The organism is Cryobacterium inferilacus (assembly GCF_019599185.1).
GTDB lineage: Bacteria > Actinomycetota > Actinomycetes > Actinomycetales > Microbacteriaceae > Cryobacterium > Cryobacterium inferilacus.
In genome coordinates, this window is the sequence record NZ_JAIEUL010000024.1 from 13,506 (window position 1) to 28,623 (window position 15,118).

General features: G+C 64.1%; 14 protein-coding genes and 1 tRNA gene. 14 read left to right on the forward strand and 1 reads right to left on the reverse strand.

Features of this window, described 5'->3' with window-relative positions:
- The first annotated feature begins 119 nt into the window (after positions 1–119).
- The 7 genes from K2F54_RS16715 to der all read left to right on the forward strand — a co-directional run bounded on the left by K2F54_RS16715 (position 120) and on the right by der (position 6,853).
- Positions 120–1,007 carry a ParA family protein gene (locus K2F54_RS16715; RefSeq protein WP_220606992.1) on the forward strand — a complete coding sequence of 296 codons (888 nt, stop codon included), beginning with the start codon at positions 120–122 and terminating at the stop codon, positions 1,005–1,007.
- Between the two features lie 55 nt (positions 1,008–1,062).
- A complete protein-coding gene (locus tag K2F54_RS16720) occupies positions 1,063–1,878 on the forward strand; it encodes a segregation and condensation protein A (RefSeq protein ID WP_308287717.1) in 816 nt (271 codons plus the stop codon).
- 220 nt (positions 1,879–2,098) lie between these two features.
- Positions 2,099–2,674, forward strand: a complete 576-nt coding sequence (gene scpB, locus K2F54_RS16725; RefSeq protein WP_255577236.1) for an SMC-Scp complex subunit ScpB — start codon at positions 2,099–2,101, stop codon at positions 2,672–2,674.
- Positions 2,671–3,501 (forward strand): pseudouridine synthase, encoded by an 831-nt coding sequence (locus K2F54_RS16730; protein WP_220606994.1) that lies wholly within the window; start codon positions 2,671–2,673, stop codon positions 3,499–3,501. Before scpB ends, K2F54_RS16730 begins: the two co-directional genes overlap by 4 nt.
- 59 nt (positions 3,502–3,560) lie before the next feature.
- Positions 3,561–4,643: a prephenate dehydrogenase gene (locus tag K2F54_RS16735; protein WP_220606995.1), complete on the forward strand. Its 1,083-nt coding sequence runs from the start codon at positions 3,561–3,563 to the stop codon at positions 4,641–4,643.
- A 4-nt stretch (positions 4,644–4,647) separates the two neighbouring features.
- A complete protein-coding gene (gene cmk, locus K2F54_RS16740) occupies positions 4,648–5,340 on the forward strand; it encodes a (d)CMP kinase (RefSeq protein WP_220606996.1) in 693 nt (230 codons plus the stop codon).
- Positions 5,333–6,853 carry a ribosome biogenesis GTPase Der gene (der, locus tag K2F54_RS16745; RefSeq protein ID WP_220606997.1) on the forward strand — a complete coding sequence of 507 codons (1,521 nt, stop codon included), beginning with the start codon at positions 5,333–5,335 and terminating at the stop codon, positions 6,851–6,853. Before cmk ends, der begins: the two co-directional genes overlap by 8 nt.
- Before the next feature lie 148 nt (positions 6,854–7,001).
- Here the strand turns inward: der and K2F54_RS16750 are convergent, their stop codons facing one another.
- The gene (locus K2F54_RS16750; protein ID WP_220606998.1) at positions 7,002–7,508 is read right to left on the reverse strand and encodes a hypothetical protein; all 507 of its coding nucleotides are present in this window, start codon (positions 7,506–7,508) and stop codon (positions 7,002–7,004) included.
- A gap of 389 nt (positions 7,509–7,897) precedes the next feature.
- Here K2F54_RS16750 and K2F54_RS16755 point away from each other — a divergent pair.
- The 7 genes from K2F54_RS16755 to K2F54_RS16785 all read left to right on the forward strand — a co-directional run bounded on the left by K2F54_RS16755 (position 7,898) and on the right by K2F54_RS16785 (position 14,981).
- Positions 7,898–7,974: transfer RNA gene (locus K2F54_RS16755), tRNA-Pro, on the forward strand.
- A 178-nt stretch (positions 7,975–8,152) separates the two neighbouring features.
- Positions 8,153–8,407, forward strand: coding sequence for a helix-turn-helix domain-containing protein (locus tag K2F54_RS16760; RefSeq protein WP_255577231.1), 255 nt, complete (start codon positions 8,153–8,155; stop codon positions 8,405–8,407).
- A 6-nt stretch (positions 8,408–8,413) separates the two neighbouring features.
- Positions 8,414–9,601, forward strand: coding sequence for a tyrosine-type recombinase/integrase (locus tag K2F54_RS16765; RefSeq protein WP_220606999.1), 1,188 nt, complete (start codon positions 8,414–8,416; stop codon positions 9,599–9,601).
- Between the two features lie 547 nt (positions 9,602–10,148).
- The gene (locus tag K2F54_RS16770) at positions 10,149–10,490 is read left to right on the forward strand and encodes a hypothetical protein (RefSeq protein ID WP_220607000.1); all 342 of its coding nucleotides are present in this window, start codon (positions 10,149–10,151) and stop codon (positions 10,488–10,490) included.
- Between the two features lie 917 nt (positions 10,491–11,407).
- Entirely contained in the window at positions 11,408–12,544 is a 1,137-nt protein-coding gene (locus K2F54_RS16775) for an ABC-three component system protein (protein ID WP_220607001.1), read from the forward strand.
- Positions 12,541–13,029, forward strand: coding sequence for a three component ABC system middle component (locus K2F54_RS19730; protein ID WP_220607002.1), 489 nt, complete (start codon positions 12,541–12,543; stop codon positions 13,027–13,029). Before K2F54_RS16775 ends, K2F54_RS19730 begins: the two co-directional genes overlap by 4 nt.
- The gene (locus K2F54_RS16785) at positions 13,026–14,981 is read left to right on the forward strand and encodes a DUF3732 domain-containing protein (protein WP_220607003.1); all 1,956 of its coding nucleotides are present in this window, start codon (positions 13,026–13,028) and stop codon (positions 14,979–14,981) included. Before K2F54_RS19730 ends, K2F54_RS16785 begins: the two co-directional genes overlap by 4 nt.
- Positions 14,982–15,118 lie beyond the last annotated feature (137 nt).

The window sequence follows — 15,118 nt, forward strand, 5'->3', positions numbered from 1 at the left end:
TCGACCAACGTGAGGGGAGCGGCAGCGAGTGACGGCACACCGGCGATCCTGGCCGTGGCGGGCGTGCAGGCTCGGTACAATCGACCAAGTGAACTGCATGACGGATCGAGGACAGCCCAGTGGCGCGTAAGACGGATAGCCGAACGCAGCTTCCCGGACTCGAGGAGCTTCCCACCGGTGTCACCGGGCGACCGGTGCAGGTGTTCGAGGAACCCACCCCCCTGAAGAGCCACGGCCCGGCGCGCATCATCTCGCTGTGCAACCAGAAGGGCGGCGTCGGCAAGACGACGACCACCATCAACCTGGGTGCCGCCCTGGCCGCATACGGCCGCCGCGTGCTCGCCATCGACTTCGACCCGCAGGGCGCCCTGTCGGCCGGCCTCGGCGTGCCCACTCACGACGTCACAACCATCTACGACCTGCTCCTGAGCGGCTCCAAAGACCCGCGCGAGGCCATCCAGCAGACCTCGGTGGAGGGCCTGGACATCATCCCGGCCAACATCGACCTCTCCGCCGCGGAGGTGCACCTGGTCAACGAGGTCGCCCGCGAGCAGATCCTGGCCCGGGTGCTGCGCAAGGTCTCCAACGACTACGACGTGATCCTCATCGACTGCCAGCCGTCGCTGGGCATCCTCACCGTCAACGCCCTCACCGCCAGCCACGGCGTGCTCATCCCGCTGGAGTGCGAGTTCTTCGCCCTGCGCGGAGTGGCCCTGCTCATCGAAACCATCGACAAGGTGCGCGACCGGCTCAACCCGGCCATCGAACTCGACGGCATCCTGGCCACCATGTACGACTCCCGCACCCTGCACTCCCGTGAGGTGCTAGAGCGGGTCGTCGACGCGTTCGGCGACCGGGTGCTCGACACCGTCATCGGCCGCACCGTCAAATTCCCGGATGCCAGTGTGGCGGGGGTGCCGATCACCGAGTTCGCTCCGGAGCACGCCGCCGCCAAGGCCTACAAGCAGGCGGCGCGGGAACTGATCCAGCGTGGCGCGGTCGCCTAAGCGCACCACGACGGCTGCGGTCGCGGCGCGAGGCGCCACGACCCGCACCGGCACGATCGACGGCGCAACCGAGACGACGGATGCCGTGGCGCCCGGCTTCTCCGTGGCGCTGCAGAATTTCGAGGGCCCGTTCGACCTGCTGCTCTCGCTGATCGGCAAACACCAGCTCGACATCACCGACATCTCGCTCAGCCAGGTCACCGACGAGTTCATCTCCTACCTGCGCGGCCTCGACGCCGCGGAGGAGCTCGACCAGGCCACCGAGTTCCTCGTCGTGGCCGCCACCCTGCTCGACCTCAAGCTGGTGGGCCTGCTGCCGCAGGGCGAACTGGTGGATGCCGAGGACGTGGCCCTGCTCGAAGCCCGCGACCTGCTCTTCGCCCGGCTGCTGCAGTACCGGGCGTTCAAGACCGCGTCGGCCTGGTTTCTCGAACACCTCGACCACGAGGCCACCCGGCACGTGCGGTCGGTGCGGCTGGAGGAGAAGTACCGCACCACGACGCCGGAGCTGGTCTGGACGCTGTCCCTGGCCGACTTCGGCGCTTTGGCCGCGCTCGCCCTGACGCCGCGGGAGCTGCCGACCGTGGGACTGGAGCACCTGCACGCACCGCTGGTGAGCATCCGGGAACAGGCGGCGATCGTGGTGGCCATGCTGCGGGCCAACACGCACCTGACCTTTCGGGAACTGATCGTGGACTGCGCCGAGAAGGGGCTGGTGATCGCCCGTTTTCTGGCTGTGCTCGAGCTGTACCGGCACGGCGCGCTCACCTTCGACCAGCTGGAACCGCTCGGCGAGCTCAGTTTGCACTGGGACGCCGAGGGCTGGTCGGACGACAATCTTGCGACCCTCGGAGGCGACTATGAGACTTGACGCAATGACGGATGCGGTGGACGAGGCGACTCACGGGGTCTCGACAAGCTCGACCAGCGACGGGGGCTCGACCGATCGTGGGTCGAGCCTGTCGAGACCTGGTGACGGGGTCACTTCGACCAGCGAGGGGGGCTCGACCGATCGTGGGTCGAGCCTGTCGAGACCTGGTGAGGGGGTCACTTCGACCAGCGAGGGGGGCTCGACCGATCGTGGGTCGAGCCTGTCGAGACCTGGTGACGGGGGAGCGAGCGCGATCGAGCGCCGGCTCGAGGCGATTCTGATGGTGGCGGATGAGCCGCAGAGCCTGGTGCACCTGGCCACGGCGGTCGCGCATCCGCTCACCGACGTGCGCGAGGCCATTCTGAGGCTCGTCGCCGACTTCGATGGGCTCAACGGCACCGTGCGGCGCGGCTTCGAACTGCGCGAGGTGGCCGGCGGCTGGCGCATCTACGTGCGCGCCGAACACGACCCGGTCGTGGCCGATTTCGTCTACACCCAGAACCCCAGCCGGCTCTCCCAGGCCGCCCTGGAGACCCTCGCCGTGATCGCTTACAAGCAACCGATCAGCCGCGGCGCGGTAGCCTCGATCAGGGCCGTTAACGTCGACTCGGTCGTGCGCACCCTCCTGGGCCGCGGATTGATCACCGAGGCCTTCACCGATAGCGAGACCGGCGCGATCAATTACGCCACCACCGACCTGCTGCTTGTGCAGCTGGGAATCAACTCGCTCGACGAGTTGCCACTAATTTCGCCGTTGCTCGCCGACGGTGCGAACGGATTCGAGGATCTACCATGACCGAAAACACAGTCGACCACAACGATGGCTACATCGACACCAGCAGTTCCAACCCGGACTTCGCCACCAACCCCGCGGCTGCGGCCGACGGCGTGCGCCTGCAGAAGGTGCTCTCCGCCGCGGGTGTCGCCTCCCGTCGGGTGAGCGAAGAGATGATCAGCTCCGGCCGGGTGCGGGTGAACGGCACCGTCGTCACCGAGCTCGGCCGCCGGGTGCACCCCGAGACCGACAAGATCGCCGTGGACAACATCGCCGTGCAGCTGGACACCAGCCGCCGCTACGTGATGCTGAACAAGCCCGTCGGCGTGGTCTCCTCCATGCAAGACGAGAGCGGCCGACCCGATCTGCGCCAGTTCACCGACGGCTACGAGGAACGCCTGTTCAACGTGGGCCGCCTCGACGCCGCCACCAGCGGCCTGCTCATCCTCACCAACGACGGCGACCTCGCCCACGTTCTCGCGCACCCCTCCTTCGGCGTCGCCAAGACCTACATCGCCAAGGTCGAGGGTCGCGTCTCGGCGCAGACCATCGGCAAGCTGCAGAGCGGCATCGAGCTGGAGGACGGCCCCATCGCCGCCGACAAGGCCCGCATCCTCACCAGCCCTCCCGGCGACGGCTTCACCCTCGTCGAGCTCACCCTGCACTCCGGCCGCAACCGCATCGTCCGCCGGATGATGGACGCGGTCGGCCACCCCGTCGTGGACCTCGTGCGCCGCCAGTTCGGGCCGCTCCAGCTGGGCACCCTGCGGGTCGGCGCGGTGCGCGACCTCACTAAGGTGGAACTCGGTCAGCTGCTCACGGTGTCCCGCGCCGAAGTGCAGAAGTAAGCAGCCGCACCCGCAGCATCCGTGTCACCCCTGTCACCCGCGCAAGTTTGGAGCCGAACATGGTCGAGTCTCGCCTGATCGGGCCCGTGCGCGTCGTCGGCGCCGGTCTCCTGGGCACCAGCATTGGTCTGGGCCTCAGCATCCGGGGCATCGACGTGATCCTCGCCGACGCGTCGCCGACGAACCTGTCGCTGGCCATCGACTACGGCGCCGGCCGCGCCGCCACCGGCACGGATGCCCCGCAGCTGATCGTGGTGTGTGTGCCGCCGGACGTCACCGCCGACATCGTCGCCCGCGAGCTCGACGCGTTCCCCGACGCGATCGTGACGGATGTGGCCAGCGTCAAGCTGGCCCCGCTGACCGACCTCATCGAACGCGGCGCCGACGTCTCCCGGTACATCGGCTCGCACCCCCTGGCCGGCCGCGAACGCGGCGGACCCCTCGCTGGCCGTGCCGACCTGTTCATCGGCCGGCCCTGGGTGGTGGCCGCGCACGACGCGATCAGCTACCAGCGCGCCACCGCGATCGACGACCTGATCCTCGACCTCGGCGCCACCCTGGTGGAGATGACCCCGGCCGAGCACGACGACGCCGTGGCCCTGGTCTCGCACGTTCCTCAGGTGGTGTCCACGCTGATGGCCCGCCGCCTCACCGACGGCCCCGGCTCCGCGCTCAACCTCGCCGGGCAGGGCCTGCGCGACGTCACCCGGGTCGCCGCGAGCGACCCGGAGCTGTGGGTGCAGATCCTCGGCGCCAACCCGGCCCCGGTGCGGCAGATTCTGCTGGCACTGCGCGACGACCTGGACCGGTTCATCGAGGCGCTGGCCGACCCATCCGCCCCCGGCGCCCGCCGGCAGGTGGCCGAGGAGATCGCCGGCGGCAACACCGGCGTGGCCCGGCTGCCCGGCAAGCACGGCCAGGACCGCCGCTACGCCAGCATCACCGTGATGGTGGACGACACCCCCGGCCAGCTGGCCCGCCTCTTCAACGAGATCGGCGACGTGGGCGTCAACCTCGAGGACCTGCGCCTCGAGCACTCCCCGGGAGCCCAGATCGGGCTCGCCGAGATCAGCATCCTCCCCGAGGCGGTCAGCCGCCTCACCTCTGAGCTGGCCGCGCGCGGCTGGCGGATTGTCGGTTAGACGTTTGAGCAAGCACTCCTTCCCCCTGTTCGTCGCGATCGACGGGCCTGCCGGCAGCGGCAAGTCCAGCGTGAGCCGCGCCGTGGCCCGCCGCCTCGGCTTCGCCTACCTCGACACCGGCGCCGCCTACCGGGCGTTGGCCTGGCACGTGATCGACAAGGAGGTCGACCCGCAGAACTCCGCCGCGGTCGCCGCGCTGCTGCCCGACTTCGACTACCTGATCGGCACCGACCCGGATGCCTACTTCGTGCGGGTGGGCGACAGTGACGTCACCGACGCCATCCGTGAGCCGGAGATCTCGGCCGCGGTCAGCGCGATCGCCCGGGTCCCAGCGGTGCGCACGCACCTCACCGAGCTGTTCCGCAGCATCGCCAGAGCCGTCGCCCAGCCCGGCGTGGTGGTGGAGGGACGCGACATCACCACCGTCGTGGCACCCGAAGCCGAGGTGCGCATTCTACTCACAGCAACCGAAGAGGCTAGAATGGCTAGGCGCTCTGCGGAAATATCAACCCAATCGGCCCACACCGTGGCGGAACAGCTGCGATCGAGGGATCGCGCCGACTCCCAGGTAGTGGAATTCATGAGCGCTGCAGACGGTGTGACCACCGTCGACTCCACCCATCTCGACTTCGACCAGACCATTGACGCGGTCATAGAGGTCATCAATACACGTAACCGCGAGGCCTCGCATGACTAACCAATTCGACGACACGACGATCCCCGAGCTCGACCCGGAAATCGCATCGCGCCTGACCGACCTCGACGACGATGACGCGCTCATCTCGCAGCGCGCCACGGCGCTGCGCACCGGACTGAACGAGTACGACCTCGACGACGAGGACTTCGACGTTCTCGACCACGTCAGCGACGACCCCGACGCCATCACGTACCTGCCGGCGCTGCCGGTCATCGCGATCGTCGGCCGCCCCAACGTGGGCAAGTCCGCGCTGGTGAACCGCATCCTCGGCCGCCGTGAAGCCGTCGTGGAGGACACCCCCGGTGTCACCCGCGACCGGGTCACCTACAAGGGCGAGTGGCACGAACGCCGCTTCAGCCTCGTCGACACCGGCGGCTGGGAGCCCGACGCCAAGGGCATCGACGCCTCCGTCGCCATGCAGGCCGAACTGGCCATCGAACTCTGCGACGTCGTCATGTTCGTCGTCGACGCCAACGTCGGCCCCACCTCCACCGACGAGGCCGTCGTCAAGCTGCTGCGTCGCAGCGGCAAGCCCGTCTTCCTCATCGCCAACAAGGTCGACGACATCCGCCAGGAGCCCGAAGCGGCCAGCCTGTGGGCGCTCGGCCTCGGCCAGCCCTGGCCGGTCTCCGCGCTGCACGGCCGCGGCGTCGCCGACCTGCTCGACGCGATCCTGGAAGAACTCCCCGAGATCTCCAACGTCGCCAAGCAGGAAGTGGGCGGACCCCGCCGCGTCGCGATCCTTGGGCGCCCGAACGTGGGCAAGTCCAGCCTGCTCAACAAGGTCGTCGGCGAAGAGCGCGTTGTCGTCAACGCCCTGGCCGGCACCACCCGCGACCCGGTCGACGAGCAGGTTGAGCTCGGCGGCAAGGTCTGGCGCTTCGTCGACACCGCCGGCATCCGTCGTCGCGTGCACCTGTCTCAGGGCGCCGACTTCTACGCATCGCTGCGCACCAGCGCCGCGCTGGAGAAGGCCGAAGTGGCCGTCGTGCTCATCGACGTCACCGAGGTCATCAGCGAGCAGGACGTGCGCGTCATCGACCTGGTCCTCGAATCCGGTCGTGCCCTGGTGCTCGCGTTCAACAAGTGGGACCAGATCGACGACGACCGTCGCCGTTACCTGGAACGTGAGATCGAGCAGGACCTGGCCCACGTGGCCTGGGCCCCGCGCGTGAACATTTCGGCCAAGACCGGCCGTCACATGGAGAAGCTGGTTCCGGCCCTCGAGCTCGCGCTCGAGTCGTGGGACACCCGTGTCGCCACCGGCAAGTTCAACGCGTTCCTGGCCGAGCTTGCCGCGGAGCACCCGCACCCCGTGCGCAGCGGCAAGCAGCCGCGCATCCTGTTCGGCACCCAGGCCTCCAGCCGCCCGCCGACCTTCGTGATCTTCACCACCGGGTTCCTCGACCCGGGCTACCGCCGGTTCATCCAGCGTCGCCTGCGCGAGGTGTACGGCTTCGCCGGCAGCCCGATCAACATCAGCATGCGCGTGCGCGAGAAGCGCAAGCGCTAACCAGCCGGTCGACTCAGCCGCGCACCGCATCTACGGATGCCGGTGCGCGGCTTTTTCGTGCCCGCCCGCGGGTGCGAGTGCGCGGGCACAAAAACTGCCCGGCACGGCTGTAGGAGCCGTACCGGGCAGTTCGTCGTCTGCGCGCGGGTTAGCGCGTGCTGGCGGGGTTCTTGGCCGCGTCGGCATCCGCCGCGCTGAGCTCAGCGGCGGCCGGCGTGGTCGTGCCGGAGACGACCTTGGTAGTGCTGGGGGCGGGGGAGACGGCGGGGGAGTCGGGGTTCAGCGTGGCCTCGTCGGCGGCGTCGAACTCGATGTCGTCGAAATCGATCTCATTGTCGGTGTCGGCGTCCACGGCATCCGTGGGCACGCCCGCTGCGGTGGTCTTGGCGATCGCGCGGGCGAGCACGTGCGCGGCCAGGGTGATGATGAAGCCGAGTGCGCCGGCGGCCATGAGCGTGGCTCCGAGGCTGCTGCCGGACTGCGCGGTGAAGTAGGTGACGTAGTCAGCGGACTGGTTGGTGTAGAACTCCGCCTGGCTCGCGTTGGAGGAAGTGAAGATCAGGTACCCCGTCACGGTCACGGCCACGTCGACCAGCCAGAGCAGCACCAGGGCGAGGTTGAACTTGGACAGGGGGCCTGAGCTTTTCTGGGACATAACTTCCTTCGTTGATTGGGCGGCCGGTGACGACCTCGGGTCACGCTACGCACCGTTCCTATGCGTGAGCTATGCCTGCGCAGGGAATCCCCGCAGCCGTATCCGTTGATCGAGCCCACTCGTTGATCGAGCGTGTCGAGATCCCGCCCACTCGCTGATCGAGCCTGTCGAGATCCCGCCCGCGTTCGCTGATCGAGCCTGTCGAGATCCCGCACCCCCTCGTTGATCGAGCCCCACTCGCTGATCGAGCCTGTCGAGATCCCGCAACCCGCCCACACCCCGCACAATCCCTCCCCAACAGCCCAAAAGTGAACGCGAGCACTCTCCCGACGCGGTAAGCTAGTCCAGTTGTCTCCGGTAGATGCCTTCGGGTTTCTACTGGGAAACGGCGGGCTGTAGCGCAGCTTGGTAGCGCACCTGACTGGGGGTCAGGGGGTCGCAGGTTCAAATCCTGTCAGCCCGACCAAATGTCCCGGAAACTCAAGGGTTTCCGGGACTATTTTGGTTAAGAGATTTGATTGTGTCATCACTACGTCATCACTTTCAGCCCATTTCCGCCGCTGTGCCGGCCATGTCCTGCGGGGCGCTGAGGTCAGTTTCGGTTCCTCCCGATCGTCCGGGATCGCCCGGCACACCTGTTGGGTATGAGCATTCACAACGACAACCCCACCTCTCCTCCCACCGACGACTGGGGCCTGGAGCCCCTGATGGACGTTGCCGAGTTGGCGGCCTACCTGGGCATCCCGATCTCCACCGTCTACGACTGGCGGGTGCACGGCAAAGGCCCCGCCGCGTACCGGTTCGGCAAACATCTCAAGTTCGCCATCTCCGACGTGCGGGCCTGGATCGCCCAACAGCGCGAGCCCACCAGCGAGCCCAGGCGTCCCGATCGGCGGTGAGCTGAGATGCCCCGGCAACGGTTGACCATCGGCACCTTCGGCGACATCACCACCCGCAAGCTACCGTCCGGCCGATTCGCGGCGCGGACCCGGTACCGCGACTGGGACGGCCACGCGCGTCTAGTGCAGGCCAGCGGTACCACCGCGAAGGCCGCGGAACGGGCGCTGAAGGCCAAGATCGCCGACCGGGACCTGTTCCAACCCGCCGACACGTCACTCACGCCGGGCAGCCTGTTCCGCGACCTGGTGGTCTACTGGTTGGATGACATCGACCTGGAGGACCGGATCTCCCGGACCACCCGGAACTTGTACGAGCGCAACATGCGCACCCTCGTCTCGCCCGCCTTCGACCACCTCGCGTTGCGGGAGATCGGGGTGGCCCGGTGCGACAAGTTCATCAAACAGCTCGCGAAGATCTCCTACAACCGGGCCAAGCAGGCCCGGGTGGTGTTGCGGCTGGCCCTGGAGCTGGCGGTGCGGCACGAGGTCCTGCCGCGGAACCCGATGGACCACGTTTCTCGCTTGCATCGGGAGCCGCACGTCCCCGCCGCGCTCATGGCCCCCGAGGTCAACGTGATCCGGGCCGCGATCGCGCAGTGGGAGAGTGCCGTCGACCACACGACCGGCCCCAAGCCCGACGGCCAGCTCGGCGCGATCATCGAGGTGATGCTGGGCACCTCTGCTCGGATCGGCGAGGTCTTGGCCATCCGACGCCGGGACGTCGACATCACCAGCCCCGTGCCTTCCATCCGCCTGGCCGGCACCATCGTCAGCCGCAAGGGGGAGCAGACCTTTCGGCAGGACCACCCCAAAACCGCCAAGTCCACCCGTGTTGTCGCCATCCCCACTTTCACCTCCGACGCAGTCCGAAGGCGGCTCGCCAAGGTCGGGAGCATGGGCCTGGATGACCTGCTGTTCCAATCCCGGGACGGCACGCCGCTGACGACCGGGAACGTGCGCCGTCAGTTGCGACAGGTGCTTGAGGGTGCAGGTATCAACGGGGTGACCCCGCACATGTTCCGCCGCACCGTCGCCACCGCGGTCAACACCAACGCCAGCATCGAACTCGCCGCGGAACTGCTCGGCCACACCGACACCCGGGTAACGGTGATGCACTACATCCAACGCAGCGAACTGGTGAACCCGGCCACGGCGGCGCTGCTCGACCGGGCGTTCGCAAAAGACGAAGACTGATCACGGTGCTGCCACCGTGGCAGCACCGCACCATCTGGGGTTATGCCACTTGGAACCGAATCGGTGGCCCGAGCGCCGCAGCCATCCTGACGGGACGTTCGAAATGGACGCCAACTCGTCACGGTGCCGCCACCGCGGCGGCACCGTGCCATCTGGGGTTTTGCCCTACCGCAGTGAATCCTCGCCTCGGACCGCCGCACTCATCGACCGGCGTCGACGAGAGGTGGCCACAGTCCACGGTTGTGCCACGGTGGCCCCACCGTCCCATCTGGAGTTTTCCGAAAGCCCGAGAATCAGGGCGTCGCTGCAAAGGTGCGGGCCTGCTCATAACTACTTTCCATATTGCGCCGAGGATCGAGCGTTTGCAAACCTTTCATGCGGGAGGCGAACACCAGGTCGCGGCATGGATGAAACAGTTCACGTCTGTGTCGGGTGTCGGGGGCATGAGTCGGTAGTTCCAAGGCTTACTACCCATGCGCGTCCGGTATCCGCCTAGTTACCTGACGTAAGCGGTAGCCTGGCCTGATTACGATCAGGGGTGGGAGACATGGACCGCGACGAGAAGAGGCGACTCCGCGAGCACATTGGTGAGTACCTCGATGTATCTGGCGCCCGTCTCACGGACGACGAGGCAGTAATCCTGAGTCAATTCATCGACGAGTACGACGAGAAATACCGCGGCCGCGTGAATACGCGTACGACCAGCCGCGACGCTTGGAGCTCTGATGGCAAGTACACGCGGCAAGAGACGTTCACCGAGACCCACACCGATGAGGTCGGCATCAGGAATGATTATGAATACCAGGACGACGACGGTCAGAGTGGAACATCGACCTCCCAAGTCAGAGACGCACGTGGAATCTTGAACTGGCTCAAAGCCAATTCCTAAGGTCGCGGTCGATGCGACCAGCTGGCTCTCGGCTTCCATGGGCGGCTTGGGATCCGCCTTGAAGTAGGAATCCGACCTCCGCCACACCCACGACCTTGATCCGCTTGGAGCGGAGCTCATTGCCGCGGATCGCGATGCTCGAATCCCGTCACAGAAGACTTTGATTGCAACGGTCCCGAGAGGCCATTGTGCCCGTACGACTTATGAGCCGACGGAGCACATGGGGCTTCCGGCTTGCCGAGCCGCGTGCATGTCGAGCCATGGGGAGCGGCGCATTGCTTCAATTGCGCCGCGATCGCCGGCGGAGGAATGACACGAATCGAACCTCCGAATGTGGTGTGCACGGCAGGCTTGCGTGCCATTGAGGAGTCTCTTGGTCGAGCTGGGCGTGATTGGCGTCAGCTTGCCGCTGGTCGCGATCGTCATGCCAAGATCGACCCAGACTCGCGAACTGTTCCTTGTTGCCGTGCTTGCGTGGTGCGTTGCGGACGAACTTCCTGGCGCCGGGTGACTCGTGAAAAATGCGGCACTGACGAGAACCCTCGTTGCCGTCAGCTGTCGTAAGGGGCACCGCCATTTCGACGCCCACCTAGGACTCCCCCTCATTGGGGGTCCCGTGCACTGATGTGGCGGCGGGCGGCGAAGTCTACCGTCGGTAGAGTCAGTTCTGACAGATGGCACTATCGACATGACTCATCGCTTCGAGAACACCTCCCGGGACAACCCAGTCGGTCATGGATCGAATGGGTTCATCACTAGTCGTGAGAAGGAGGACGAATGGCGAACGAGTACATTCTCGACTTCATTTCGAGGACGGGCGGACTTACGCTTTGACCGGTCTAGCGAGCGACAAGTACTCGGCCGGCGAGCAGGGCCTTGGGTACATTTACCAACCTCGATTTGCTTTGCTCCGACTCTTGGAATTACCAGAATCAACGGAAGTTCTGATTGAGAAGGACGATGACATTGACTTCATCGATGCGAACGGGCCCAAAGCTCTCGCCTCGCTCAAACATAAAGCCGAAGGCGACCGACTGACAGATCTCTCGACAGATTTCTGGAAGTCCGTTCGGATTTGGCTCTCGAGATACAACAGAGATGGACGGCAGGACGCGAAGCTCACCTTCTTCATCTTCACTACGGCTGCTGTTTCGTCGACGTCTTTTTTGCTCAACTTCGTGAATAGGCCGCAGCGGACCGCGCAGGACCATTCCGAAAATGCAAACAGTGCAGCCGAAGCGTTGTCGAAGTCGACAACGAAACTTGCCACGGAAGTCCGCGAACAGCTGGCGTTGCTGGATCAATCGCAGCGAGAAGATTTCTTTTCCCGCGTCACAATCGTTGATTCGACTGCACGAATAAGCGACATTCCTCAACGGATCATGGATCTTCACATGCGTAGTATCCAAAGAGATTTCCGGCAGCCTGTATTTGAGCGGCTGGAAGGTTGGTGGAACAACGTGGCAGTAGATCTTCTGACGGGAGCTCGGACGGAAGCCATTTCAGGATTCGAAGTCTCCGACAAGCTTGCAGCATTGGCCGATGAGTATAAGTTCGATAACTTGCCGATTCACTTCGCCGCAACGATGCCGGTCGACGAGATCGATACCGACGGCGATGACCGACAGTTCGTCGTTCAGCTTCGCGAGATCGGTGTGAAGTCCGAGCGAATCAGAAGCGCGATTCTTGACTACTACAGGGCATTCGCACAAAGGTCAGCCTGGGCGCGTGAGAATGTGCTGATTACCGGCGAGATCGAGAGCTACGAAGACCGGCTCGTGGACGAGTGGCGCAGGTACCGTGATGTGCTCGTTGAAGAACTCGACGACGAAAGCGCAAACGTGGCGATGATAAAGGCTGGGCGCGCCCTGTACCAATGGGCGGAGATGGAGACCGCTAGCATTGCCGCCCTGCGGATCCGGGAACGGGTAACGGAGCCGTTTATCGTCAGGGGCGGATTTCACATCCTTGCCAACACCAAACCAGTTCCAAGGGTTTATTGGCACCCGCGTTTTCTCGACCGGGTAACCGGGATTCTGGCGGAGGCGGTATGAGGACTTGGGCAGATCGGCCGATCGAGATCCGAAACCTCTTCAATCCAGCTTTTTGCGGTGTCGTCCTGCAGCGTGCCCTAAAGGGGTTCGAGGAAATCGACACGAAGGGCATGCCCTACTCGCTGTCATTATTGGTACTGCCACTTAGCTTGCACATGGCGACTCGCCGCACCATTGCTGCGCACCCCCGCACTCACCTCCTCAGCACCATCGAGACGAATCCTCACCTTAGAGTTGAATTCGATTCACGAGTGCGGGATCTTCTCCCCTTTACCCACGAAGCGTTCGCGCTACTTGCCCAGCACGGGTGCATCGCAGTCTCGGATGACGGGACGATACGGACTATCGAGAAATCGCTGAGGGGCACAATCACCGGCACTCCTGAGTCTCGTTCGTGCCAACGCGTGGCACGGACCGTAGGAAGAGAATTCGCCCACATAGGCGACAGAGCCACCGTTTACACCACGCTAGGGATCCGTCCATGAAGATCAAATCGATCCATCTCTACAGTCACGACGGCCGGCGTCGTGACCTCAATTTCACCGCCGGTTTGAATGTGATAACCGGGCGCTCGTCGACAGGCAAATCTGCGCTGTCTGAAATCATCGAGTACTGCATGGGAAATTCCGAGTTCAAGGTTCCCGAGGGAGTCATCGCAGACAAGGTGGCGTGGTTCGGGGTCATCTACCAATTCGATGACGAAGAGGTCCTGATTGCAAAACCCACGCCAGTCGGTGGCGCACAAAGTTCAAGTGCAGCAATGTCCCGCCGTGGCAAACACATTAGTGCTCCACCGTTCGGCGAGCTAGACGCCAATACAGACGACGACGCAGTTCTGTCACTCCTTTCCCGACTTGTTGGGATCCCGGAGAACCGCACTGACGTGCCCGTTGGGAACAGTCGTGCAAGCTATGCGACCACCATTAAGCACACACTGTTCTATCTGTTCCAAAAACAAGGGCTCATTGCTAACAAAGACCAGCTCTTCTATCGCCAGAATGAGCCGTTTATACCGCAGAATATCCAAGACACACTTCCGATCCTGTTGGGCATAGATTCCGCAGATCGGTACGCCCTCGAAGCACAGCTCAGGATCGCTAAGCGCGACCTGGCGCTGTCGCAGAAACGGCTAGACACGATCCATGACTTGCGGTCGAGTTCAAACCTCACGGCCATCACCTTGCATTCCGAAGCAGTGGCCGTGGGTATCCTCGATCCCTCTTCAGGCGAGCATGATGTGTCGGCAGCTTTACGCACGCTCGCACGATGGAGCGCCGAACACTCGTCGCTCCGCAAGGATGACGGGGATCGTTCCGCCGAGCTGGAAAACGACATTGGCCTGTTGCGACTTCAACGGCGCGAGCTGCAACAGCAGTTGAACTCTGCTCGACGATATGCGAGCAAAGCGGGCAGTTTCGAGAGCGAAGCCAGTGAGCAGCGAGATCGATTGGCGTCAATCAAGGCTTTTCCCAGGAACCCGAAGACGGGTAAATGGCAGTGGCCATTCGCCCAAGAAAACCTTGGGATGGCGGACACAGTATCTAAGGTGCTACTGGCAGAATTGCACTCCCTTGACCAGGAGATGGAGGCTGTCGTAGGGGAACGCCCCAAACTGGACGCGTATCTCGCGGAACTCGAAAATCAAACCCTCCGGGTGGTCGAGCAAATCGGGGAACTGGAAGCGGAACTCGTTGCCATCGTCGAAACGACCGCGCGCTTAGCGGAGGTGCGCGACCGAGCGATTGCATCCGCGCGCGTTGTCGGGCGGGTGAGTCTTTTCTTGGAGAATCTTGCCGCAGACGGCGATATTATCGAGGCAGAGGACGCAAATAGAAAACTGCGGGAGCGCGTAGACAGGCTCACAAAACAGATCGGTCGCGATGATCGCGAAGAAACGCTCGCCTCAATCATGAACGTGATTTCTCTAGACGTGACCCGCTACGTCGACGAGCTAGAAGCCGAATTCCACGGAACACCCGCGCGGCTCGACCTCAAGAAGCTGTCTGTCGTTGTCGACCGCCCCGGCCGCCCCGTGTTCATGGATCGGAGCGGCGGAGGTGAAAACCACTTGGCCTACCATGTCGCGGCACTGTTCGCCCTTCACCGCTACGCCTCGAAGAATGACCGCCCGATACCCTCTTTCATGATCATTGATCAGCCGACGCAGGTCTACTTCCCTTCGGAGACGCAATACAAAGAGGCTGACGGTTCGATAGAACGAACAGAATCTGATGCGGATCTGATCGCTGTTCGACGGCTTTTCAGATTGTTCTCAAGATATGTCCAGGAGGAGAATCCCGGCTTTCAGCTCATCGTCACCGAGCACGCCAATCTCAGCGACGATTGGTTCCAGGCCGCGTTGGTCGAGCAGCCGTGGGCAAAACCACCAGCGCTGGTTCCAGAGGATTGGCCCTTGGCCGAAGCCTTGCGACCATAGCTGATCTCTCGGGAGATTCGTTCGGTGTGCCCGGTTGATCCCTTAGCTTGTGTTTTACAAGCGTCAGACGCTCAGCTCACACTTCCATCGTGCTTGACCACCGACGCAGTGCATGACTGCGTCGGCGCATCGAGACG